The 22,481-nt window shown below is 48.5% G+C and carries 16 protein-coding genes; all 16 read right to left on the reverse strand.

Going from position 1 to position 22,481, the window contains the following annotated elements; translation table 11 throughout:
* Positions 1 to 241: 241 nt before the first annotated feature.
* The 16 genes from HMPREF1212_RS18755 to HMPREF1212_RS18830 all read right to left on the reverse strand — a co-directional run bounded on the left by HMPREF1212_RS18755 (position 242) and on the right by HMPREF1212_RS18830 (position 22,474).
* Positions 242 to 1,651, reverse strand: a complete 1,410-nt coding sequence (locus HMPREF1212_RS18755) for a carbon starvation CstA family protein (protein ID WP_046150662.1) — start codon at positions 1,649 to 1,651, stop codon at positions 242 to 244.
* Positions 1,652 to 1,747: 96 nt separating this feature from the next.
* Positions 1,748 to 2,200, reverse strand: coding sequence for a GatB/YqeY domain-containing protein (locus HMPREF1212_RS18760; RefSeq protein ID WP_028727171.1), 453 nt, complete (start codon positions 2,198 to 2,200; stop codon positions 1,748 to 1,750).
* Between the two features lie 21 nt (positions 2,201 to 2,221).
* A complete protein-coding gene (ftsZ, locus tag HMPREF1212_RS18765; protein WP_046150663.1) occupies positions 2,222 to 3,586 on the reverse strand; it encodes a cell division protein FtsZ in 1,365 nt (454 codons plus the stop codon).
* Between the two features lie 29 nt (positions 3,587 to 3,615).
* Positions 3,616 to 4,959 (reverse strand): cell division protein FtsA, encoded by a 1,344-nt coding sequence (ftsA, locus tag HMPREF1212_RS18770; protein ID WP_028727173.1) that lies wholly within the window; start codon positions 4,957 to 4,959, stop codon positions 3,616 to 3,618.
* 5 nt (positions 4,960 to 4,964) lie between these two features.
* Positions 4,965 to 5,693, reverse strand: a complete 729-nt coding sequence (locus tag HMPREF1212_RS18775; protein WP_028727174.1) for a cell division protein FtsQ/DivIB — start codon at positions 5,691 to 5,693, stop codon at positions 4,965 to 4,967.
* Positions 5,690 to 7,075: a UDP-N-acetylmuramate--L-alanine ligase gene (gene murC / locus HMPREF1212_RS18780; protein WP_028727175.1), complete on the reverse strand. Its 1,386-nt coding sequence runs from the start codon at positions 7,073 to 7,075 to the stop codon at positions 5,690 to 5,692. Before murC ends, HMPREF1212_RS18775 begins: the two co-directional genes overlap by 4 nt.
* A gap of 5 nt (positions 7,076 to 7,080) precedes the next feature.
* Complete coding sequence (murG, locus tag HMPREF1212_RS18785) at positions 7,081 to 8,190, reverse strand: undecaprenyldiphospho-muramoylpentapeptide beta-N-acetylglucosaminyltransferase (protein ID WP_046150664.1); 1,110 nt, start codon at positions 8,188 to 8,190, stop codon at positions 7,081 to 7,083.
* 3 nt (positions 8,191 to 8,193) lie between these two features.
* Positions 8,194 to 9,465 carry an FtsW/RodA/SpoVE family cell cycle protein gene (locus tag HMPREF1212_RS18790; protein ID WP_028727177.1) on the reverse strand — a complete coding sequence of 424 codons (1,272 nt, stop codon included), beginning with the start codon at positions 9,463 to 9,465 and terminating at the stop codon, positions 8,194 to 8,196.
* Between the two features lie 11 nt (positions 9,466 to 9,476).
* On the reverse strand, positions 9,477 to 10,811 hold the full coding sequence (murD, locus tag HMPREF1212_RS18795) for a UDP-N-acetylmuramoyl-L-alanine--D-glutamate ligase (RefSeq protein WP_046150665.1): 1,335 nt from the start codon (positions 10,809 to 10,811) through the stop codon (positions 9,477 to 9,479).
* A 15-nt stretch (positions 10,812 to 10,826) separates the two neighbouring features.
* Positions 10,827 to 12,086, reverse strand: a complete 1,260-nt coding sequence (mraY, locus tag HMPREF1212_RS18800) for a phospho-N-acetylmuramoyl-pentapeptide-transferase (RefSeq protein WP_046150666.1) — start codon at positions 12,084 to 12,086, stop codon at positions 10,827 to 10,829.
* A 6-nt stretch (positions 12,087 to 12,092) separates the two neighbouring features.
* On the reverse strand, positions 12,093 to 13,574 hold the full coding sequence (locus tag HMPREF1212_RS18805; RefSeq protein ID WP_028727180.1) for a UDP-N-acetylmuramoyl-L-alanyl-D-glutamate--2,6-diaminopimelate ligase: 1,482 nt from the start codon (positions 13,572 to 13,574) through the stop codon (positions 12,093 to 12,095).
* 44 nt (positions 13,575 to 13,618) lie between these two features.
* The gene (locus tag HMPREF1212_RS18810) at positions 13,619 to 15,787 is read right to left on the reverse strand and encodes a penicillin-binding protein (RefSeq protein WP_046150667.1); all 2,169 of its coding nucleotides are present in this window, start codon (positions 15,785 to 15,787) and stop codon (positions 13,619 to 13,621) included.
* Between the two features lie 2 nt (positions 15,788 to 15,789).
* Positions 15,790 to 16,143 (reverse strand): FtsL-like putative cell division protein, encoded by a 354-nt coding sequence (locus tag HMPREF1212_RS18815; RefSeq protein WP_028727182.1) that lies wholly within the window; start codon positions 16,141 to 16,143, stop codon positions 15,790 to 15,792.
* An 80-nt stretch (positions 16,144 to 16,223) separates the two neighbouring features.
* The gene (gene rsmH / locus HMPREF1212_RS18820) at positions 16,224 to 17,141 is read right to left on the reverse strand and encodes a 16S rRNA (cytosine(1402)-N(4))-methyltransferase RsmH (RefSeq protein ID WP_028727183.1); all 918 of its coding nucleotides are present in this window, start codon (positions 17,139 to 17,141) and stop codon (positions 16,224 to 16,226) included.
* Positions 17,142 to 17,561: 420 nt separating this feature from the next.
* A complete protein-coding gene (locus HMPREF1212_RS18825; protein WP_046150668.1) occupies positions 17,562 to 19,562 on the reverse strand; it encodes a glucosidase family protein in 2,001 nt (666 codons plus the stop codon).
* A 32-nt stretch (positions 19,563 to 19,594) separates the two neighbouring features.
* A complete protein-coding gene (locus HMPREF1212_RS18830; protein ID WP_046151232.1) occupies positions 19,595 to 22,474 on the reverse strand; it encodes a sugar-binding domain-containing protein in 2,880 nt (959 codons plus the stop codon).
* Positions 22,475 to 22,481: the final 7 nt, after the last annotated feature.

Raw genomic sequence — 22,481 nt, forward strand, 5'->3', positions numbered from 1 at the left:
ATCCTTTATTATTCAACAGATCACACCTCATATTCGACTACCCCTATTTATATATATATGTACCCGCGCGCGTTTCATAATAGCCTGTGTATCAGCACCCGTTTTTTCGATTTTTTGCTGGAAAGTGTTAAAGAGGGGTATTTAGCCTGCTTTTAGGGGGAGAAACGGGGCATTTTCACCCACAAAAAAAGAGCCATCGTTTGAAACGACAGCTCATTATTATTTTATAGAAAAGGGGATACTAGGCATTCTTTTTCTTCCACCAAAGAAATACAATCAATGTGATTGCCGTAATAACGCAACCGATGATCTGCGAAACCGTAACATCCATGCCCAGTCCTTCGGGAGCGACAAAAATATAAGTGGAGCAGACGGCAGTCATAAACAGGGCGGGGATCAGGGTAATGATATACAGCTTTTTGGAAGTAGCCAGGAATACCGTCAAAGCCCAGAGGGTAAACACGGCCAATGTCTGATTTGTCCAGGCGAAATAACGCCAGATCATATCGAAGCCGTCTTTGTCTTTCAGGCTATAAAGCAATATGCCGATTGCGACGATGAACAAGGGTATACAGATCACCAGGCGGCTAACCATGCTCTTTTGCTCTTTATGTAAGAAGTCGGCTATGATCAGGCGGGCGGAACGGAAGGCCGTATCTCCCGAAGTGATCGGGGCGGCGATAACTCCTAAAACGGCCAGTACACCGCCTACCGTACCCAGCCATTCCTTAGTGATACTGTCTACAATCACGGCGGCATTACTTTCGCCCATACCGTTATTATGATAGAAATAGGTAGCGGCAGCAGCCCAGATCAACGCAACGATACCTTCCGTGATCATCGCCCCGAAAAAGACAGGGCGGCCGTATTTCTCATTCTTGATACAACGGGCCATCAACGGGCTTTGCGTGGCATGGAAACCGGATATGGCTCCACAGGCAATGCTCACGAACATGATCGGGAAGATCGGCAGATTTTCAGGATGTGTATTGGTCAGCCCGTCTGTCAGCTCCGGCAGGGGCGGATGGTTGACAAACAGCATCACAAGGATACCGACGGCCATAAACAGTAACGCGGCGGCAAATAGCGGATAAACCTTACCGATAATCTTATCGACAGGCAGTAAAGTAGCCAGTATATAATAGATGAAGACCACAAATATCCAGAAAGTGGCATCGAGATATTCCGGAGTCAGCTTTGCCAGCAAACCGGCGGGGCCAGCCACAAACACCGCTCCCACAAGAACCATCAGGATAACGGTGAAGCCGCGCATGAATTGTTTGAAGTTATTCCCGAGGTAACGCCCGATAATTTCAGGCAAGCTCTCGCCCTGATGCCGCAGGGATAACATTCCTGCCAGGTAATCGTGGACAGCCCCGGCAAAGATCGTACCGAGCACGATCCACAGGAAAGAAGCCACACCGAACTTCGCCCCCATGATAGCCCCGAAGATCGGGCCTAACCCGGCAATGTTCAGGAATTGGATCATAAAGACTTTCCAGGAAGACATCGGGATATAATCAACTCCGTCCTGATGGGTAAAAGCCGGAGTCTGGCGGGAAGAGTCGACCCCGAAGATGCGCTCTATAAAAGAACCATAGATAAAATAGCCTGCAATAAGGGCTGCAAGGCAACAGATAAAGGTTATCATCGTTGTATAGAGTTAGTTCAATTATTGACAGAAGTGAATGTAGTGTCGTTGGTAAGGGCGGTTCGCGAACCGCCCTTACCAACGACACCGTCAATATCAGTTATTCAGCAGTCGTTTTACCGCCTCTGAGATAGCGCGGCCTTCTGCTTTTCCGGCAAGGGCTTTGGATGCGGCACCCATTACCTTACCCATATCCTGAGGGCCGGCAGCACCCACCTGGGCGATGATGGCTTTCAATTCGGTTTCCAGTTCTTCGGCAGTCATCTGCTTCGGAAGATAAGTTTCAAGTACTTTCACCTGTGCCAGTTCCCCTTCAGCCAGATCTGCACGATTTTGCTGTGTATAGATGCTGGCGGAGTCTTTACCTTGTTTTACCAGCTTCTGGATGATCTTCAATGCATCGGCATCGGTCAGGGTATCGTTGGCTCCCGGAGCTGTCTTGGCTTCGAGGAAGAATTTCTTTACATTTCTCAATGTCTCGAGGGCAACTTTGTCTTTTGCCTTCATCGCGTTTTTAATGTCTTCGCTGACTTTTTCAAACAAATCCATATCTTAATTTCTTATTAAAAATTATCGGAAACTTATCACCTGCTTGCCACCCGTATCCGGCTTCTTTCCTTCAGGACGGGGAGCGGAAGTACCGACCGTAGCCGATGATGCCGGAATTTCTTCGCTACCCACCTTCGAACGGGCGCGGGCGATTACTTTCGGATCACGGTTGTATGTAGGGTTGTCCTCGATCAGGGCGATCAGGGCATCGTCGTCCAGTTCGTCCTGATTCAATACGACCGCTTTGGCACGAGCCGCCACACGGCGCATACGCTGGCCGGAAGCCCCATAATACTTGTCGATCAAATCTTTTTCGGCACGTTCCTTGTTCAGGCGCTCTTCTTCGAGACGGAGCTCTTCTTCCGTCATGCGTCCTTGTTCGATCTGGCGTTTCTCGGCGATCTGAGGAATATCTTCCATACCGAAACCGGTTGCGAGGATCGTCATCTTCACTTTCGAGCCGAGGGTGTTATCGATAGCCGTACCCCAAATCACTTCGATATCGCGTCCGAAGCGTGACATGAAATCGTGCACATCGTTCATTTCTTCCATACGCAGCTCGGCTTCTTCGCCGAACGATACGTTGAACAATATCTTTTTGGCATTGAACACATCGTTGTTATTCAGCAACGGAGAGTTCAGCGCATCTTCAATAGCCTGGCGCACACGTCCTTCACCTTCACCGAAACCGTTACTCATCAGGGCAACGCCACCGTCTTTCATCGTCGTGTTGACATCGGCGAAGTCGAGGTTGATTATACCCGGAAGGGTGATGATCTCGGCAATGCTCTTGGCGGCAATGGTCAGCGTATCATCGGCTTTTCCGAATGCGTTCGTCATGGTCAGGTCGGAATAGATCTCACGCAGGCGCTCGTTGTTGATCACCAGCAGCGCATCTACATTCTTGCTGATCTCCTCCACGCCGTTCAAAGCCTGGATGATCTTGCGTTCGCCTTCAAAAACGAACGGGATGGTAACGATACCGACAGTCAGGATACCCATGTCCTTGGCAAAACGGGCGATCACCGGAGCAGCTCCCGTACCTGTACCACCACCCATTCCGGCAGTGATAAAGACCATCTTGGTACCGTCGCTAAGCATCTTGCGGATATCTTCCATACTCTCTTCGGCGGCCATCATGGCACGTTCGGGTTTGTTGCCGGCTCCCAGCCCCTGCGTGATATTGCGTCCCAGCGGCACCTTGACGGGCACGTCGGAACGGTTCAACGCCTGGTTGTCGGTGTTACACAAAACGAATGTAACATCATGTATACCTTCTTTGTACATGTGGGTAACAGCGTTACCTCCACCGCCTCCTACACCGATTACTTTGATAATCTTAGGAGTATCTGTCGGATAATTGAAATTTAATATTGTATCGTCCATTGTCTTCCGGTTTTATTACATTCGCTGGTTTACTTTACATCATCTTCATCGTCAAAAAGACTCTTACCAAAAGTATCTATTCCCTTGGTCAGTCGGCCGAATAATCCGGGGCCTTTCTTCTTTTCGGGTTTCTTCTTCGGGGGTTCAGGAGTCGGCTTCACTTCTTCCTTCACTTCTTCCACAGGTTTTTCAACCTTCACCTCCACTTTTGGCGGGATATAAAGGGCACAGTTTTCCGTTCCTTTGGCCAGCAAACCGACTGCTACGGCATATTCGGGGTTGTTGGCTATCATCTCTCCGCTTTCTACGATACCTTTGCGAACGGCAGAGTAACGCACGTCCATATTCAACCGTTCACGGATCACTTCCGGAAGGTTTTTCAGGGCGGCACCTCCACCTGTTATTACGATACCTGCACCCAGGCTGTTCATCAGGCCGGTTGCTTCCAGGCGGGCGTATACATTTTCAAGAATCTCCTTCATACGGGCTTCGACCACGTTATTGAGGTCGGCCAGTTTGATTTCGCGAAGTCCCATGCCATCGGCTGAACTTACCTGTATGCTCAGGTCGTTGTCTTTCTCCATCTGCGCACTACCGTAGGTAAGCTTCACCCGTTCGGCTTCCGTCTCTACCAGATGCAGGCTGGTGATATCGCGGGTGATCAGGTTTCCTCCGAAAGGAATGACCGAGAGGTTGACCAGCTGGCCGCCTTTGTAGACCGTCAGCGTAGTTACCCCGGCACCGAAACCGATCAGGGCACATCCCAGGTCTTTCTCGTTGTCGGTCAGCACCACATCGGCCAAAGCCAGGGGAGAGACAACGATATCGGCTATTTCTATCCGGGCACGGTCGCCGATACTATTCAGCACATAACGTTTCAGCGAAGGGCGTCCTACAATAAGCTTGTAGCGGGCTTCAATCCGGGTACAGGGGATACCTACCGGATTAGGCTCGGGCTTTTCGTCCAAAAAATAGGTGGGGGAAACCGCAGCCAGCACATCCAGCATATCCGGATGATAGTTACGGCATTCTTCGTAGAGGCCGTCGATGATCTCTTCGGTCACTACCCCGTCGGTACCCAGAATGCGGGGAACCGTATGGTCGATGGAACGCAGCGACTGACCTCCGATGCCGACATAAACCTTTCCGATGCGTGCACCGCCCAGTTTATTTTCGAGCTTCAGGATAAGCCGTTTGATCTTATTCGCTGTTTCTTCCACATTATATACACATCCTCTTCGTATACAGGTAGCGGAGTTCTCTACTTCGTAGGCTATAATCGAGAGTGCCCCTGTCGGGCCTTTCGTTCCTACCATACCGACCATGTGAGAAGAGCCAAGGTCGATGGCTGCTATAAAGTCTGTGTATGCCATATCATCTATCTTTTAGTACAAACAATCTGATCTTTGTATTTTAAATTAATTATACTGTATTTCTCCCATCCGGTTTTCGGAATGACCTTATCGTAGAAGAGCCGCAGGTTATCCAGCTTTTCTTCATAGTCATTGAAGGAACCCAGTACAATCCGGTGGTTGCCCACCCGGGGAATCAGTTCCACTTCATTATCAGGATGAACATAAATCTGCTCTATCTGATTATTCCAGAACTCATTCTCCTGCAAAAATAATGCAAATTTGTATAAGTCGGTTACCGCCAGCTCTTTTTCGACATATCCACTTACTAAAGGGACGTCTGTTACATAGCGATGACTGACCGGCATCGTGCTGCCGAGGTTATCCACATAGAAGTTTCCCCTGGAACTGATCACACGCAAAATAGGTATTTTCTGCTCTACTTCGAGCTTGACGATCCCCGACGGCGTTTTATAGGCTTCAATGCGGGCAATCATCTCGTTCTTTTTCAGTTCATTCTCTATCTTGTCCGTATTGATCTCGTCCATAGGCTTTTTGATCGGGTTAAGATCCGCCTTTCTAAGGATCGACACCAGGTCGCTTTCGCTTACGAAATGTTTATCGAGACTGTCTTTTACCACGACCTGGAGCTCATGGCATTCCTTATCCTGCCTCATATCCCGGAAGAAGAAGGTGACAAACACGATGTAACAAGACAACAGTGTAGCTACTATTATGGATACTATACGAATCACAGTTTCTTATCCAATATTTGTTTAACTGGTTCGATCAACCGGTCGATATCGCCGGCGCCAACCATTAATACGATTTCAAACGTATCTGCTTCCTTTTCCACCAGGTCGAGCAATTCACCTTTACGGATCAGCTTCTTGGCGGGAATGGTTACAGCATCGAATATGATTTCCGAAGTTACCCCCGGAATCGGTTCTTCCCGTGCGGGATAGATATCCAGCAGGATCAGTTCGTCCAACAACGACAGGCTGGCGGCAAAGTCGGCAGCAAAATCGCGTGTACGGGTATAAAGATGCGGCTGGAAAATACCGGTTACCTTGCGTCCGGCATACAGTTCTTTTACAGATTGTATACTGGCTTTCAGCTCGGCAGGATGATGTGCATAATCGTCGATCAATGCGATATTCTCCTTTTTCAGGTGAAAGTCGAAACGACGTTTCGGGCCTGCGAAAGAAGCCATGCCTTTCTTTATTTCCTCTGGTGTTACACCGTTCAGCCATGCCAGGGCGATAGCGGCAACCCCGTTCTCTATATTTACTTTCACGGGGACACCCAGCTGGATGTCGGCGATACGGATATCCGGGCCGACGAAATCGAACCAGATCTCACCGTTTCCGATACGGATATTCTCCGCATGGAAATCACCTCCCTCGGAAGCCGAATAGGTATATAGTTTTACTCCTTCCTGTAGACGGGGAGTCACGTCAATGCCTTTCCGCATGATCAGGCAACCATCGGGACGGATCAGCGAAGTGAAATGCTCGAAGCTTTCGCGATAGGCTTCGGCCGTGCCATAGATATCCAGATGGTCGGGATCGGCAGCGGTGATAACAGCCATATAGGGGGTCAACCAGTGGAAAGAACGGTCGAACTCATCCGCTTCGATCACGGTTAGGTCACTTTTAGCGGACAGCATCAGGTTGCTGTCGTAGTTCTTCAGGATGCCACCCAAAAAGGCATTGCAATCTACATGCGATTGTTTCAGCAGATGGGCAAGCATAGAAGAGGTGGTTGTCTTACCATGCGTTCCGGCGATGCAAAGGCCGCGCGAACAGTTGGTGATCTCGCCTAATACACGGGCACGTTTCATGATCTCGAAGCCGTTCTGACGGAAATAAGTCAACTCCGTATGCGACTCGGGAACGGCCGGCGTATAAACAACCAAAGTCTGAGCCGGGTTCTTAAAAGCATCCGGGATCAGGGAGATATTATCTTCGTAATGAATAACGGCTCCTTCACGGTTTAGTTGCGCAGTCAGGTCGGACGAGGTTTTATCATATCCTCCCACCTGCTTTCCCTTCGACAGGAAATAACGGATCAGGGCACTCATCCCTATTCCACCTGCTCCGACAAAATAAACGGCCGTTATCGTATTTATATTCATATATATTATTGCTTTTTCTCTATTATCTTTACTATCTCGTCGACGATCCGTTCGGCACTCTGATGCTGGGCCAGTTGTTCGATATTACGGCTCAATAGAGCCAGTTGCTCATCGTCGTGTATCACTTCAAGCGCCCTGGTGACCAACTGCTGTTCGGCATCTTTATCTGCAACCATTATGGCAGCGTCTTTGTTCGCCAAAGCCAGTGCATTCTTAGTCTGATGATCTTCCGCCACGTTGGGGGAAGGAACCAGGATTACCGGCTTCTTCAGCAGGCATAGTTCAGAGATCGAACTTGCACCGGCACGGGAAATAATCAGATCGGCCGCCGAATAGGCATAATCCATACGCGTAATAAAGTCTGAACACCAGATCGGCATACCGCGATAGGCTTTCAGATGCTTGGTCGCTTCACTGTAATAATAACGTCCGGTCTGCCAGATAACCTGCACGTCGGAAGCAAACAGTTTATCCAGATCGCCCTGGATACTGCGGTTGATCGTCCGGGCACCCAGGCTACCGCCTACCACGAGGATCGTTTTCTTTTCGGGAGACAGGCCGAAGAAGGCTAGTGCTTCCTCTTTCTTGTCCGTAGCTTCTTCCAGATCCTGGCGAACAGGGTTTCCGGTTATCACGATCTTGTCGGCAGGGAAGAACTTTTCCATGCCGTCATAGGCAACGCATATTTTGGACGCCTTTTTCGCCAACAGTTTATTGGTGACTCCGGCATACGAGTTCTGTTCCTGTATCAGGGTAGGAATACCCTGCGAAGCAGCCATCCATAAAGTCGGGCCACTGGCATATCCACCTACGCCGACTGCGATGTCGGGACGGAAGTCGCTAATGGTTTTCTTTGCCATCCCGAGACTCTTCCGCAGGCGGTTGAGTACTTTTATATTGTTGAGCAAGTGAGCACGGTCGAAACCACTCACCGGTAAACCTACTATTTTATAGCCGGCGGCCGGAACCTTTTCCATTTCCATCCGGTCTTCCGCACCTACAAATAAGATTTCCACATCAGGGAAACGTTTCCTGAGGGTATTGGCAATGGAGATAGCCGGGAAGATATGCCCTCCGGTTCCGCCACCACTTATTATTATACGGTACTGTTTCATCTTTTATGTTGTTTCGGGTTGCGTATCAGGCACCCAGTTTGATATTTCTTCTTCCGTTATGGCCGGAGCAGCGCCAGCACCTTCCGTTTCCTCTTCCAGGTCTTCCTCTTCCTCATTACCCATATTGGCACCGAAACGGCTTACACTCAGGATAATCCCGAAATATATACAGGAGATCACCGTCGAGGTTCCACCGCGGCTGACCAGCGGCATCGGCTGCCCGGTTACCGGTATCAGGTTGACGGCTACCGCCATATTTGCCAGTGCCTGCACCACGACCAGCAAGCCGCACCCGAGTACCAGGTATTTGGGAAAGGCTTTATCGCACTTTCGTGCAATCATTCCAACTCGCACCAACAGCATGATATACAGCATCAGCACGAATACACCGCCTACCACGCCCAGTTCTTCAATAATGATCGCATAGATAAAGTCGGAATAGGCCTGCGGAAGGAAATCCCTCTGCTGCCCATGACCCGGCAATTGTCCGAACAGTCCCCCGCGTGCAATAGCGATCTTCGCATGGGAGACCTGGTAGTTATCATCCGTTATCTTATAGACTCCGTTCTCATCCGTGTCCGATTCGTGCCCGTCGAAGAAACGTTCCAGACGTCCCTGCCAGGTACTGAAACGGTCGGGCAGGTACTGCGTCACCCCGGTCGGCGTAAAGCGCAACAGCACGATAAACACGACGAGTGAAAGCAGCAGGAAACCCGCCAGTTTCCCCAGTTTCTTCAGCGGCAACTGCCCGATAAACATCATCAGGAAGCAAACGCCGAACAACATGAATGCCGTAGAGAAGTTTTCCGGAAGGATCAACACGCATGTCGCCCCTACCCCGATCAGGATATACTTGAATATCTGGTCGTCCGTAAACTTATTCCGCTTGCTGAGCAGGAAGGCGATGAACACGATCGAAGCCAGCTTGGCAAACTCCGAGGGTTGAAACTGTATGCCGAATATCTCCAGCCAACGATGCGCGTCATTGGCATTGATCCCCACAAAGGGCGTGACCAGCAACATCAGCACCGATACGGGAAGCAAAAGTATGAATGCCGGAAAGAACCGGCACGGGATATTGTGCAACAGTAAAACCAGCACAAACCCGCCCAGCAGGAAAGTGGCATGACGAACGATCGGCGCCCAATGATTCGCGTTCTTGTAGGCGATCGTACTCGTGGCACTGAACACCTCAACAACCGAAATCAGGCACAGGAACATGAAGATGATCCATATCACCCGGTCGCCCTTAAATAATTTACTTGCCAGATCCATTCTAATTCATTTTACAAATTACGTACGCAAGCCTTGAACTGGTCGCCACGATCTTCGTAGCTCTTAAAGAGGTCGAAGCTCGCGCAGCAGGGCGATAATAACACCGTGTCGCCTTTTTGAGCCAGTTTGTAAGCCTTGGTTACCGCCTCTTCCATCGAGCGGGCATCTTCTATCTGCGCTACTTTTCCATCGAAAAAGGTATGCAGCTTCGCATTGTCTACGCCGAGGAAGATCAAGGTATGCACTTTCTTCTTTACGAGTTCTTCTATTTCAGAGTAGTCGTTACCCTTGTCGGTTCCCCCCAGTATCAGCACCAGTTTAGTGGTCATACTTTGTAAGGCGTACCAGCAAGAGTTCACATTCGTAGCTTTCGAATCGTTGATATAGTCTACTCCGCGCACACGGGCAACCTTCTCCAGACGGTGTTCCACCCCCGTAAAGTCACTCAGCGAAGCCCGTATATTCTCATCGTGGATATCGACCACCTTAGAGGCGATACCCGATGCCAGCGAATTGTACAGGTTATGTGTACCCGTTAATGCTAATAAGTCCTGATCCATTGTAAATGTTCCGTTTGAGGTTTCAATTACTATTTGCTTATGATCCGTATATCCCTTCACGCCGTCTTCATGCGTTTCGGCGAATGGGTAAAGAGTAGCCGCAGGATGGCGCTTGGCAATCTCGCGGGCAATAATTGGGTCGTCGTTCCAGAAGATGAATGCATCTTCGGACGTCTGGTTCTGAATGATGCGGAACTTGGCATCCACATAATTCTGCATCTCGTAATTATAACGATCCAGATGATCGGGCGTTATATTCAGCAAGATAGCTATATCCGCCTTGAAGTCGTACATGTTATCCAACTGGAAACTGCTCAGTTCGATGACATAGACTGCGTGCGGGTCTTCGGCAACCTGCAATGCCAGGCTGTTTCCTACATTTCCGGCCAGGCCGACATCCACTCCGGCTTCTTTCAGGATGTGGTATGTAAGCATGGTAGTCGTTGTCTTACCATTGCTACCGGTGATACAGATCATTTTCGAGTCGGTGTATCGTCCGGCAAATTCTATTTCGGAGATAATATGCGTCCCCTGCGCTTTCAGTTTTTGGATGATCGGAGCCTTGTCGGGTATTCCCGGGCTTTTGATGATCTCGTCGGCATTCAGAATGTCGGCTTCGGTATGCTGTCCTTCTTCCCAACGGATTCCGTGGGCGTCGAGCATATCCTTATACTTGGGTTTGATAGACGAGAAGTCGGAAACGAACACATCAAATCCTTTCACCTTCGCCAGCACGGCAGCTCCTGCGCCGCTTTCTCCTCCCCCTAATACAACAATTCTTTCCACGTTTATATATATTTATTATCTCATCTTCAATGTGACGATCGTAATAACCGCCAGAATAATACCGATCAGCCAGAAGCGCACCACAATCTTCGATTCGGGCACTACGTTGAACGGTTTTTGTATCAACGCCTGTATACCGGCATTCCCTGCTTTCTGGAAATGATGGTGTAACGGCGTCATTTTAAATATACGGCGACCTTCGCCATACTTCTTTTTGGTATACTTGAAGTAGGCAACCTGCGCCATCACCGAAATACTTTCAGCGAGAAAAATACCACAAAGAATCGGGATTAGCAACTCTTTGCGTATAATTATAGCGAATACCGCAATAATACCTCCCAGCGTCAAGCTTCCCGTATCGCCCATAAACACCTGTGCAGGGTATGAGTTATACCAAAGGAAACCGACCGTCGCACCAATAAAAGCAGCGGCAAAGACCACCAGCTCTTCCGCCCCCGGAATAAACATGATATTCAGGAAGGAGGCAAATTCGAAGTGGGCGGACATATAAGCGAGTATTCCCAAGGCAACCCCGATAATAGCAGAACTTCCGGCCGCCAGGCCATCCAGTCCGTCCGTCAGGTTTGCCCCGTTGGAGACAGCCGTTACGACAAAGATTGTCATCAGCACAAACACGAGCCATGCCGCTTCTTCCTTATAATCGCCGGCCCAGCTTACCAGTTGAGCATAATCGAAATTGTTATTCTTCATGAACGGGATGGTCGTCTTGGTCGATTTGGTTTCCACCGTATGGTAATGAACCTCTTCAATCACGTTGTCATGGCGTACCTCCATATTTTCCTTGATCACGACATCCGGGCTCATAAACAACACCAGACCGACAATCAGTCCCAGGCCGATCTGTCCGATGATCTTAAACTTACCGTGCATTCCCTCTTTGTTCTTACGGAATACCTTGATGTAATCGTCGGCAAAACCGAGGGCACCCAGCCAGACAGTAGTCACCATCATCAGGATCACATAGATATTATTCAGTTTGGCACAAAGCAACGTCGGTATCAAGATGGCGATAATGATAATGATACCTCCCATTGTCGGCGTACCTTTCTTGCTCATTTGTCCTTCCAGGCCGAGATTACGTACCGTCTCGCCGATCTGCAACAACTGCAAACGGTCGATAATACGGCGGCCGATGGCTGTCGAGATAAACAAAGAGAGGATCAGTGCCAGTCCGGAACGGAATGATACATATTTAAACATCCCCGCTCCAGGGAGATCCAGTTGATCCAGATAATTAAAAAGATAATAGAGCATGTCGTTTTATTGTTGTTGTGTTGCAAATATTTCCCGTAACTTCTCACGGTCGTCAAAATGATGTTTCACTCCTTTTATATCCTGGTAATCTTCGTGTCCTTTACCGGCCACAAGAATTACGTCCCCTTTTTTAGCCAGCATGGTTGCCGTTTTGATTGCCTGCGTACGGTCGGTGATGCACAACGTACGTTCCATATCCGCCTTGCTCAGTCCGGCTACCATATCCTGAATAATATCGTCCGGCTCCTCAAAGCGGGGATTGTCGGATGTGAGGATCACCTGGTCGCTCAGTTTCACCGCTTCCTTCGCCATCAACGGACGCTTGCCTTTATCCCGGTTTCCTCCGGCACCTACCACAGTGATGATGCGTCCTTTTCCGTCGAGCACTTCTTCAATGCCGTTAAGCACATTGGTCAAAGCATCCGGTGTATGGGCATAATCGACAATGGCCGTATATCCCAGCGGTGACTGTATTGTTTCGAAGCGGCCGGAAACCGAATGCAACGTACTTAATACGATCAGCGTCTCTTCCGGGTCTTTACCCAGTGATACCGCCGCACCGTAAACAGCCAGCAGGTTATATGCGTTAAAACGTCCCACAAAGTGAACGATCACTTCGCGGCCGTTAATGATCATTTCCGTTCCTTCAAAATGAGACTCCAGGATCTTTCCTTTGAAGTCGGCCAGGGTACGGAGTGAATAAGTCAGCTTCTTGGCTGCTGTATTCTGAAGCATCACCAGGCCTGATTTGTCGTCTGCATTTGTCAGGGCAAAAGCATCGGCAGGCAGGTCGTCGAAGAACTTCTTCTTGGCTTTCAGGTAATTCTCTACCGTCTTATGATAATCCAGATGGTCGCGCGTCAGGTTGGTAAAGATACCGCCATCGAACGACAGGCCACTAATACGTTTCTGGTCGATTGAATGGGAGCTGACTTCCATAAAGGCATATTCGCACCCGGCTTCCACCATCTGTGCCATCAGGCTGTGGAGAGTGATCGGATCGGGAGTGGTATGTTCCGTCGGTATCGCCTGCCCGTCGATATAATTGCAAACGGTGGAGATCAGGCCGACTTTATGCCCCATCTTGCGGAACATCTCATACAATAAGGTTGCGATGGTTGTTTTACCGTTCGTTCCGGTAACTCCGACCAGCGTCAGCTTATCCGAAGGATTGTCATACCAGGCCGATACCAGTTTGCCTAAAGCATCCGCAGAATCCTTCACCCGAATGAAAACTACTTTTCCTTCGGATGCAATTTTACTTCCGTCCGAAAGGACTGGCATTTCCTCGCAAACGATCGCAACAGCACCTTTCGCGATGGCTCCGTCGATATAAGCGTGTCCATCGACTGCCGTACCTCTTACCGCCACAAACAAAAAGCCGTTTTCCACCTTGCGGGAGTCGGACTGGATACCTGCGATTGTTACATTATCTGCCCCGACTGTCTCCAGCACGTCCAACGTATGAATCAAATTCTTCAGTTCCATATTCTATCTATTAACAGACACAGGCCCGAAAGCCTGCCCCCATGTTATTTTAATGTTAATCTAATGGTTTGTCCCTTGGAGATCCTTGCTCCCGCTCCGATAGACTGGGCGGAAACCCGTCCCATTCCATCCAGGGCAACACGCAAGCCGGCACTCTCGAGCAGGTAGACTGCATCTTTCGCACCCATACCGATTACACTCGGCACCAGGCCTTCGCGGATCGTCAAATCACGCAAGTGAAGCTCTTCGTCTCCCTCCTCCCGTTTGGTGACTACCCATTTTGTTTCCAGACTGTCTGTATTTGCTTCGACATCCAGTTTTCCCAATACATTTTCCAATGCCTCCAGATTACCGTTCTTCGCAGCCGGAAGCAACACGGCTAAAGAATCGCGCTCCATATCCCTCACATCGAACGACATATGGCTGGCATATACTTTTTCTGCAATTGCTTTTACTACACCTCCCGACATGGTACCACCGGACGGATAACCGATGCGCGGACGACGGATCACCACGATACAGGAATACTTCGGTTCGTCTGCCGGGAAATATCCGCAGAAAGCCACCTGATGACCGCTCGTACGATACACACCTCCTGTTGCAATCTGTGCCGTACCTGTTTTACCTGCTATACGGATAATATCCGAATGGACGGCTTTACCGGTTCCCTGCTCAACCACGCCCAACAACATTTCTTTAATAATATCGAGCGTCTTATCTGAACAGATGGATGATTTCAGTACCTCTGTCGAGAAACTTTGTACCGTTTTCCCGTTGTGCATGATCTCTTTGGTGAACATCGGGCGCACCATCTTTCCACCGTTCGCAATGGCATTGAAGAAGGTCAGCGTATAGATCGGCGGTATCTGGGTTTCATACCCGAACGACATCCAGGGCAACGTGGTCTTCGACCAGTACAGCGTCGTATCGTTCGGCATACGGATCTTGGCACGTCCGGCTCCCGGTATTTCCAGGTTCAGCGGGATAGTCAAGCCCAGTTTGTAAAGTCCTTCCACATATTTGGTCGGGTTCTTTTCGTATCCTTTCAGAATGATCTTGGCAACTCCAATATTGGATGAATACCAGATGGCCTGTTCCGCAGAGATACGTCCGTAACCTCCTTTGTTCATATTATGGTCGGTCATGCGGGCTCCTTTATACATATATACACCTTTACCGACATCTATCGTATCACTGGGCTGGCATACACCGTCTTCCAGCGCAACCATCATAGAGGCAACCTTGAAAGTCGAACCCGGTTCTATTTCATCGGCAACGGCATGGTTCTTGGTTTCCGCATAAGCGCCTTCACGGATACGTCCCATATTGGTGATGGCTTTTATCTCGCCTGTCGACACTTCCATGACGACAGCCGTACCCGACTCGGCATCGATCTTCTTCAGCATATCCACCAGCGATTTCTCGGTGATGTCCTGTATATTGATATCGATCGTCGTACGGATATCCATCCCGTCCACAGGTTCTACCTCAACGACATTTGTCCATCCTCCACCGACACGGCGCACGGAGCTTAACCCGGCTTCGCCACGGAGCAGCGAGTCATACTGCAATTCCAGGCCGTTCTTTCCTTTGGTCACACCTCCGGCTTCGATCTCACCGTAAATATCCCCGATCGTACGGGAAGCCAGTGTTCCGAACGGTTTCTGGCGCTGCACCATTTCTTTCGTATAGAACCCGCTTTTATACCGGCTCAAACGCAGGAACGGATATCTCCTCATTTCCTTCAGGTCTGTATACGAGGCACGGCCTTCGTACACCGGGTATTGGCGGCTTTTGCTTTTCAGTCCGCGAAGCAGGTGTGCTTTATAGCCGGCCGGAGTACGGTTCTTAAACTTACGGGATAAATAAACCGATAGCGAATCGACTCCATTTATCTTCGAATTGAGGAACGTATCGACAGAAAGGCCGTCGGCACGAAAGTCGATATAGGTATAATAACGGGGCACACTGGTAGCCATCAGCTTTCCATCGGAAGAGTAGATATTTCCACGTCCAGGTAATATCAGACGGTTCGGGCGTTTCTGGCTTTCCGCCACCTTTTCCCATTTCTCTTTTTCCACGAAAGCCGTATCAAACGTCCGCAGTAATATCCCTACTGCAATAAGCCCCAGTAAGAGCACAACAAGGAAGTAACAGAATAATATCCGGTTACTTTTTGGCGCAGCTTCTTTTGGTTCTATTTCTTCTGCCATATTTATTTATGTAATTCATACGGCGGAGTTTTGGCTCCTTCCAGTTCAATACCTTGTTCTTCAATCAATAATTCAACTTGCGACTGACGGCTGTTGCCTGTCAGCTCCGATGAGATAGAAAGTGCCTCGAAACGCACATCACGCAAACGTTGTTGCAGGCGGTCTATCTCACGTAGTTTCTGCATGCAGGTGTAACGGTTTCCGATGAAGAAAAATATCATTATCACAACAAGCACGATCATCCGTGTGTGTTTAACGATAAAATCCTCATTCAGGATACCACCGCCCAGCACATACAAGAGAGAAAGACGTTTCTCTTTTTTCTTTGACTTTTTACGTTGTTGTTTTTCCTCCATAACCCCTATTTTCTGTTGATAGTTGGCAAATGGCTGTTGACAGTCAAATCAACCGACCGGGCCTGTCCATAGCCAACTGCCTACTTTTTCTCTGCAATTCTTAACTTGGCGCTCCTCGAACGGGGATTTCTTTCGATCTCCTCGTCGGAAGGCACAATCACTTTATTGTTCACCATACGAAATGGTGTTTGTATATTTCCGAAAAAGTCTTGTTCGCTTTTTCCTTCAAAATTTCCTGTCTTAAGGAAGTTCTTTACCAGTCTGTCCTCCAGAGAGTGGTAAGTGATTACAACCAAACGTCCGCCGGGCTTTAAGACCTGCAGGGTTTGTTGCAGCATTTCTTTCAATGCACGCATTTCGTCGTTTACTTCGATACGAAGTGCCTGGAAAGCCTGTGCAAGGAATTTCTTTTCTTTATCCTTTCCGGTGAAAGGTTTGATCACCTCCAGAAAGTCGCCGATTGTTTCTATTTTCTTGCTTTCACGTGTCCGGACGATCAACGAGGCCAGTTTACGTGCCATCTTCAGTTCGCCGTACAGGTAGAATACGTCTGCCAGTGCTTCTTCGGTATAGGTATTTACGATATCGGCAGCGGTCTGGCCCGCACGGGTATTCATCCGCATATCCAGCGCCCCGTCGAAACGGAAGGAAAAACCGCGGTCTTTGTCGTCGAAGTGATGGGAAGAGACTCCCAGATCGGCCAACAGGCCGTCTACTTCGCCGGCAACGCCGTGATATCGCATAAAATTATACAAATACCTGAAATTACTGCGAACAAACACAAAACGGGGATCGGCAGGGATATTATGTTCTGCATCAGCATCCTGATCAAATCCATAAAGTTCTCCTTCGCTATCGAGCCGTTTCAGTATCTCGCGCGAGTGTCCTCCCCCACCGAAGGTCACATCGACATAGATGCATCCTTGTTGAATATTCAGACCTTTCAGGCTTTCTTCGAGCATTACCGGTACGTGATAGCTATTCTTATTCTCTTCCATTCTTGTGTTTCACGTTAAACTTTCTCTTAAACAAAAGTAGCGTACTGCGTTGGCAACGGGCACGTTACTCTATTGGAGGGTAAAATTAAACATTTATCAAATTACCTTCCAAGAAATATAGGAGAAAAGTACAAAAAAGTTATCAACAGGTCATTATCTTACTTTTCTCTTGATAGAAAAGTAAGCAAAAGATCAAGGCTGCACCGGCTTCGCTGAGGCCTTTCTTAAAACGCTGCGCGTTTTGTTGAGAATAGGTGAAAGGATAGTTGTGATTTCTTTAGGATAGTTGTTTTATAGCTATTCAGGCACAAATTTGTTTCATTGGGATGAAACTAGTGTTTCACCATAGTGAAACAACTGTTTCTCCCTTATGAAACAGTTGTTCCAATAGGGAGAAACTTCTGAAACTATTCAAGCCGGCTATGGAAGCTTTACGGAGATAATCTCTCCTTCCTTGAATGTTTTATGCAGGAGGGTTTTACCTCCGGCTTTGACTGCTACTGATTGCTTCCCGTTTTCACGGGTTACTTCGATATCGAATGTGGCGTTGAACGCCTTTATATTACGCAGGTTCATCTTGTTCCACTCTGCCGGTAAGCGGGGAGTGAAGGTGAAGGATTTCAATCCGGTCGGACGGATGCCGAATATTCCTTCGGTGATGATGCGGCAATACAATCCGCTTTCCGCAGAAAGGTGACGCTGACTTCCTTCCGGCCAGGCTTCGATGGCGTATGGGACATGGTCGCCCAGAAGACGTTGGCTGGAATAGAATTTCAGGTATTCGGTAGCTTTCTCCGTTTCGCCACAGGCATATACGCCACGCAGGGCATAGAGGGTGGAACGATCCCAGAAGGTTTCACTGCCGGCTTGGGTCAGCAATCCGTTCTTTGTCCATAAGCGGGGTGAGAACAGGGCGTCGATCGTTCCGTCTTTACGATCGTTGATACCGACTGTCAGCGGGATACAGATCCAGGAACGGAGGATGTCGTTACCTTCGTAATATTGATAGGTGTCGAAGCCTTCGACTTTTGCTCCGAAATACTCTTCCATATTCTTACGAAGGTCTTTCGCCTGTTTCTCATAGTCTGCCAATACGGAGAACGGTTTTTGCAGGTCTTTGCCGAGATAGGCAGCTGAATGCAATGCGTCATAATATAAGGAAGAGGTGCAGAGGTTGGCTTTTCCGGCAGGGAAACGGCCTTCCAGCTCGTCGGCATCGGAAGCCACAACACCTTTGTCGTTCAGATTACGGCGGCAGTATTCCAGACACCATTCGATCAGCGGCCACAACTCTTCGGCTTCCGCCTTATCTCCTCTTGCCAGGGCATAACGGGTGGCTCCGTAAGCGACCATAGCGGCATCGCCCCGGTCGCCGGCTCCACCCCATACATCCAGTCCTTCTGCAACAATGGAACTGGGGATCTTCTCATATTCCGGGTTCATGAAACGGGCGAAATGCTTGAATGAGTTCAGGGCTGAACCGTTTCCGACTTTATATCCCAGGAATGGGAAAAAGGGGTTGATATATTCAGCCTGGTCGTTCGCCCAGATAGCTGCATAGTAGGACTCACCGCCCGGGCCGTGCATCAGCCCGCCTTTCGTATCGTAGATGCTTTCTGCGCCGCGTATCTTGGCAAAGGCGAACATGGTGTTGACTACAGGATCAGGGGTTTCCAGGATCAGGTTATTCCAAAAACCGGCAATCAGGTCTTTGCGTGCCTGGAGTTCTTTCTCTACATCGGGTTTTAATTCGGCTTCACCTTCCTTATAGCCGGTCAGAGCGGCATAAAAGACCAGTTCTTCTTTGGGCTGAAGCTGTTTGGTTGCGGCTCCGATGATTTCCGAGACTAATTTATAACTACCGTCCACGCCTTTTGCCGGATCTGTATGGCTCACGGCATGCGACTCGGGGATCTCCACTGCCAAAGGGGACGTACCTGTATTCCGAAGGATATACTTCTCATAAACAGCCGGGCTGGAGACTGCCGGGAAAATGATCCGTGTCAGCTCAGCTTTCGCATTACGCGGCAGTTCGACAGTACTTACCACGGTCATTTTTCCATCCAGTGTGATCTTACTTACTTTCTCACCGGAAAGGGATTGTCCGTTCACAGAAACCATATCGGATGCGTTCCAGGCAAAACGCCGCATCAAGCTGGCATGTGTATCATTCGGGATCGTCCGGAGCATCGGCCAGATCATGCTTTTATTCAACTCGAAAGAGCCGTCGGCATTCACCCCGTAACGCAAAACAGTTGACACTTTCAACCCGCTCATTTCGATATGGTCATAATGGGGTACACGCCCTTTCACCTCCCACGAGATACTGCCATCGTGGTTGATCGACCAGCGGGGTTGAGCATTCATTGGAGCAACACACAAACCAATGAACAATAATAGACTAAAGATTAATTTACTCATCATTCTTACTTATTTAATGATATTTATCCAACTCAATCATAGGAGATATTCCCCAATTTTTCAATTTTCCCGGTCTGCACTTTCGAAGAGAAAAGCTCGATGAGCTCTTTACCTGTCAAGTTGAAAGAGGGAGTAAACTCAGGGCTGTTCATATATTGTAATATACTTTTATAAAGCTGACGCGTTTCTGGTTTATCCCAGGCTGCCTTCAAATCGGACATGCAAACCATCAGGCTTCCCTTCTCTACCTTGAACTCAAACAAGAGTCCCAACTTATGATTACGCTCTACATTATCTATAACCTGGACAAGCGGACGATATTTGTCAGGCAACCGATCCAGTATCAGCGGGTAGCTTTGCTTGATGATTGGGAACCATTGCCAGTTGGTATGGAATTCTGTCGGGAAATCAGCAAAGACCGGATGATTAGGATCGGTCAGCAATCCCATTGTACCAGGTGAAACAGGTTTGTTTTGTCCTTCACAGATCGTTTTGAACATACGGTAATTCCAGTAATCCGTCTGGAACAGCCCACCGACGATTTGTGCCTGAAGCTTTTCCTTAGGGGGGAATAAAAGCACCTTACCTCCTTCACGCAGTTTATTTATCACTGTATTATCCAAGTCGTTGGCAATATAGATATCGTTGGCAGGCTCGCCCCGGTTATCCACCGGATAAATCCATAACGGATAACTATTCTTATATCCTGTTCCATCGACAGATAAAGTGAGGTTGACCCGCTCGGCCTGCTGAATAGAAGAAAGAGAAAGTTGCAAAGTTCCGATTGTTGTCAAGTCTCCCTGCTTTGCTTGTAATGGTATTGTTCCCCTTTCGAGAACCTGCTGCTTACTGTCGGTCAATGCCCACGACAATTGTTTATCTTTCAGGTCACCCACGGAATAATTCGCAACCTCGATATCTCCGGTCAGGACTTCCGCATTCGTCCAACAGAACTTTTCCGTACAAAAGAGAGGAACCACTTCCGAACAGAAATTCCTCCATTCCTCCGGCGTGATCAGTCCTTTGCTCTCCATAAAAGCATTCAGGATACCGACATAAGCCGAACCCTGTCCAGGATAATCCTGTAAATCCAATAGTTGGAAACCACCCCATCGAGGTGTACGCAGGTTCATTTCAATATCAGCCCTGTACAATAAAGCCGACCACTTGCCCGATGCCATCAGAAAGTCTTTCGCCTGATCCCCCATGCCGGCATCCTCCAGCCGCTTTTTAAATACCTGGAAGTTGCGCGGCAACAATACTCCTGTATATTTCTGCATTTCATCGTAGTCTGGATATACCTGATACTGTCCGGTTTCATGCCCAATAACCGGCACGTCACACAACTGTTCGGCACCGGAAAAATTCATCTTCGAATTTGGATAAGTATGGTTCAGATAACCACCGTCGTAAGCATCGGCAAACGAAAAAGAGGCACGGGCATGAGTATCGAATTTACCTTCCTGCTCGCGGCCAACCCGGCAAGTAGTAAAGTATTGCTCACCCGGTAATTTACCATCCAGCCCCAGGAAGTTATTCGATCCGGCAGCATACAGATGTCTGTTATCCGCTTTCCTGAACGACTCCATCAACATAGTCAGCCCTTCTTTTCCTGCCATCTCATTTCCTAAGGCAAACATAACGAATGAGGCATGGTTACTATACGCCTTATGCAGATTATGACCTTCTTTCAGTAAGAAATCACACAACTCCTGATCATCGATATCCACATATCCCCAGATCGGCAACTCCGGTTGCAGATAGATACCTTCTATATCGGCAGCCTCAAAGCAAGCTTCCGGAGGACACCAGGAATGGAAGCGGTAATGATTAATGCCATATTGTTTAGCCACCTGGAAATAATGCCGCCAGGAGTCTACGTCCATCGCGACGTGTGCTATCAGAGGGAATACACAGGCATCATGCTTTCCACGAAGAAAAGTCGTTTTATCATTTATCATAAACTGTTTTCCTTTCGCTACAAAGGAACGCAATCCGAAAGTAGCTTGCTGTGTATCGACAAACTCACCCGATTTCAAAGAGACAGTCAAACGATATAAAGCAGGATCAAACTCACTCCACAACAAAGCGTTCTCACCCATAGGCAATTCACAACTTTGTTCCGGCTGTGTCAAATCCACTTCGATCGTTTTTACCGGTATATGATGTTTTTTGTCGGTATTCCATGCCTCCGCATAAAAAGACAACTCACCTTTCGATGCCAGGGTAGCCTTGTTACGAAGAGCCACTTTTACTGTTACCGACTTCTTTACAGCATCCGGATAAATCTGAATATCTTCTATACCACAAACAGGCATGCTTTCCAGATAAAAGTCACCGATAATCCCATTCCAGTTGGTTTGTGTAGAGCTGGAATAGGCATGGGAAGAGTTCATTATCTTATTAGGGACAGCCCCCTGTCCGTTATCCACCTGAATGGCTATTGCATGGATTCCCGGAGACAGATAATCCGATACGTCATATAGCTGAGGGGTAGAAACGTCGTTGTTCGTTCCTACTTCCTTACCATCGATCCATACTTTGGTCGGCTTTGTCCGTTCCATCAATAAACGGATGGATGTCCCTTCCCAACTTTCCGGTACTTCGACAGTTCTGGTATATAATGCTTTGCCCTCAAAAATATATTCACGGGAAAGCGCATTCGTCTGGGTCATATCTATATTATAACGACCTTTTTTACCGATATCGGTGGTGCCGGGAAGAAGGAGAGAATCCGTGCAAATTTCTGCCAATCGGTCTGATACAAATCCGGAACTTGTAGTATCGAGCCGTAATCCCCACTGTCCTCCCAAAGAAATACGGCTACGCGTATCAAAGGGAAGTTTTCTTGTACAAGCAAAACACATTCCCGCAATAACAAACAGAAATACCAACTTTACATTATTTTTCATGATCCAT

Source organism: Parabacteroides sp. HGS0025 (assembly GCF_000969845.1).
In the GTDB taxonomy this organism is placed as follows: Bacteria; Bacteroidota; Bacteroidia; order Bacteroidales; family Tannerellaceae; genus Parabacteroides; species Parabacteroides gordonii.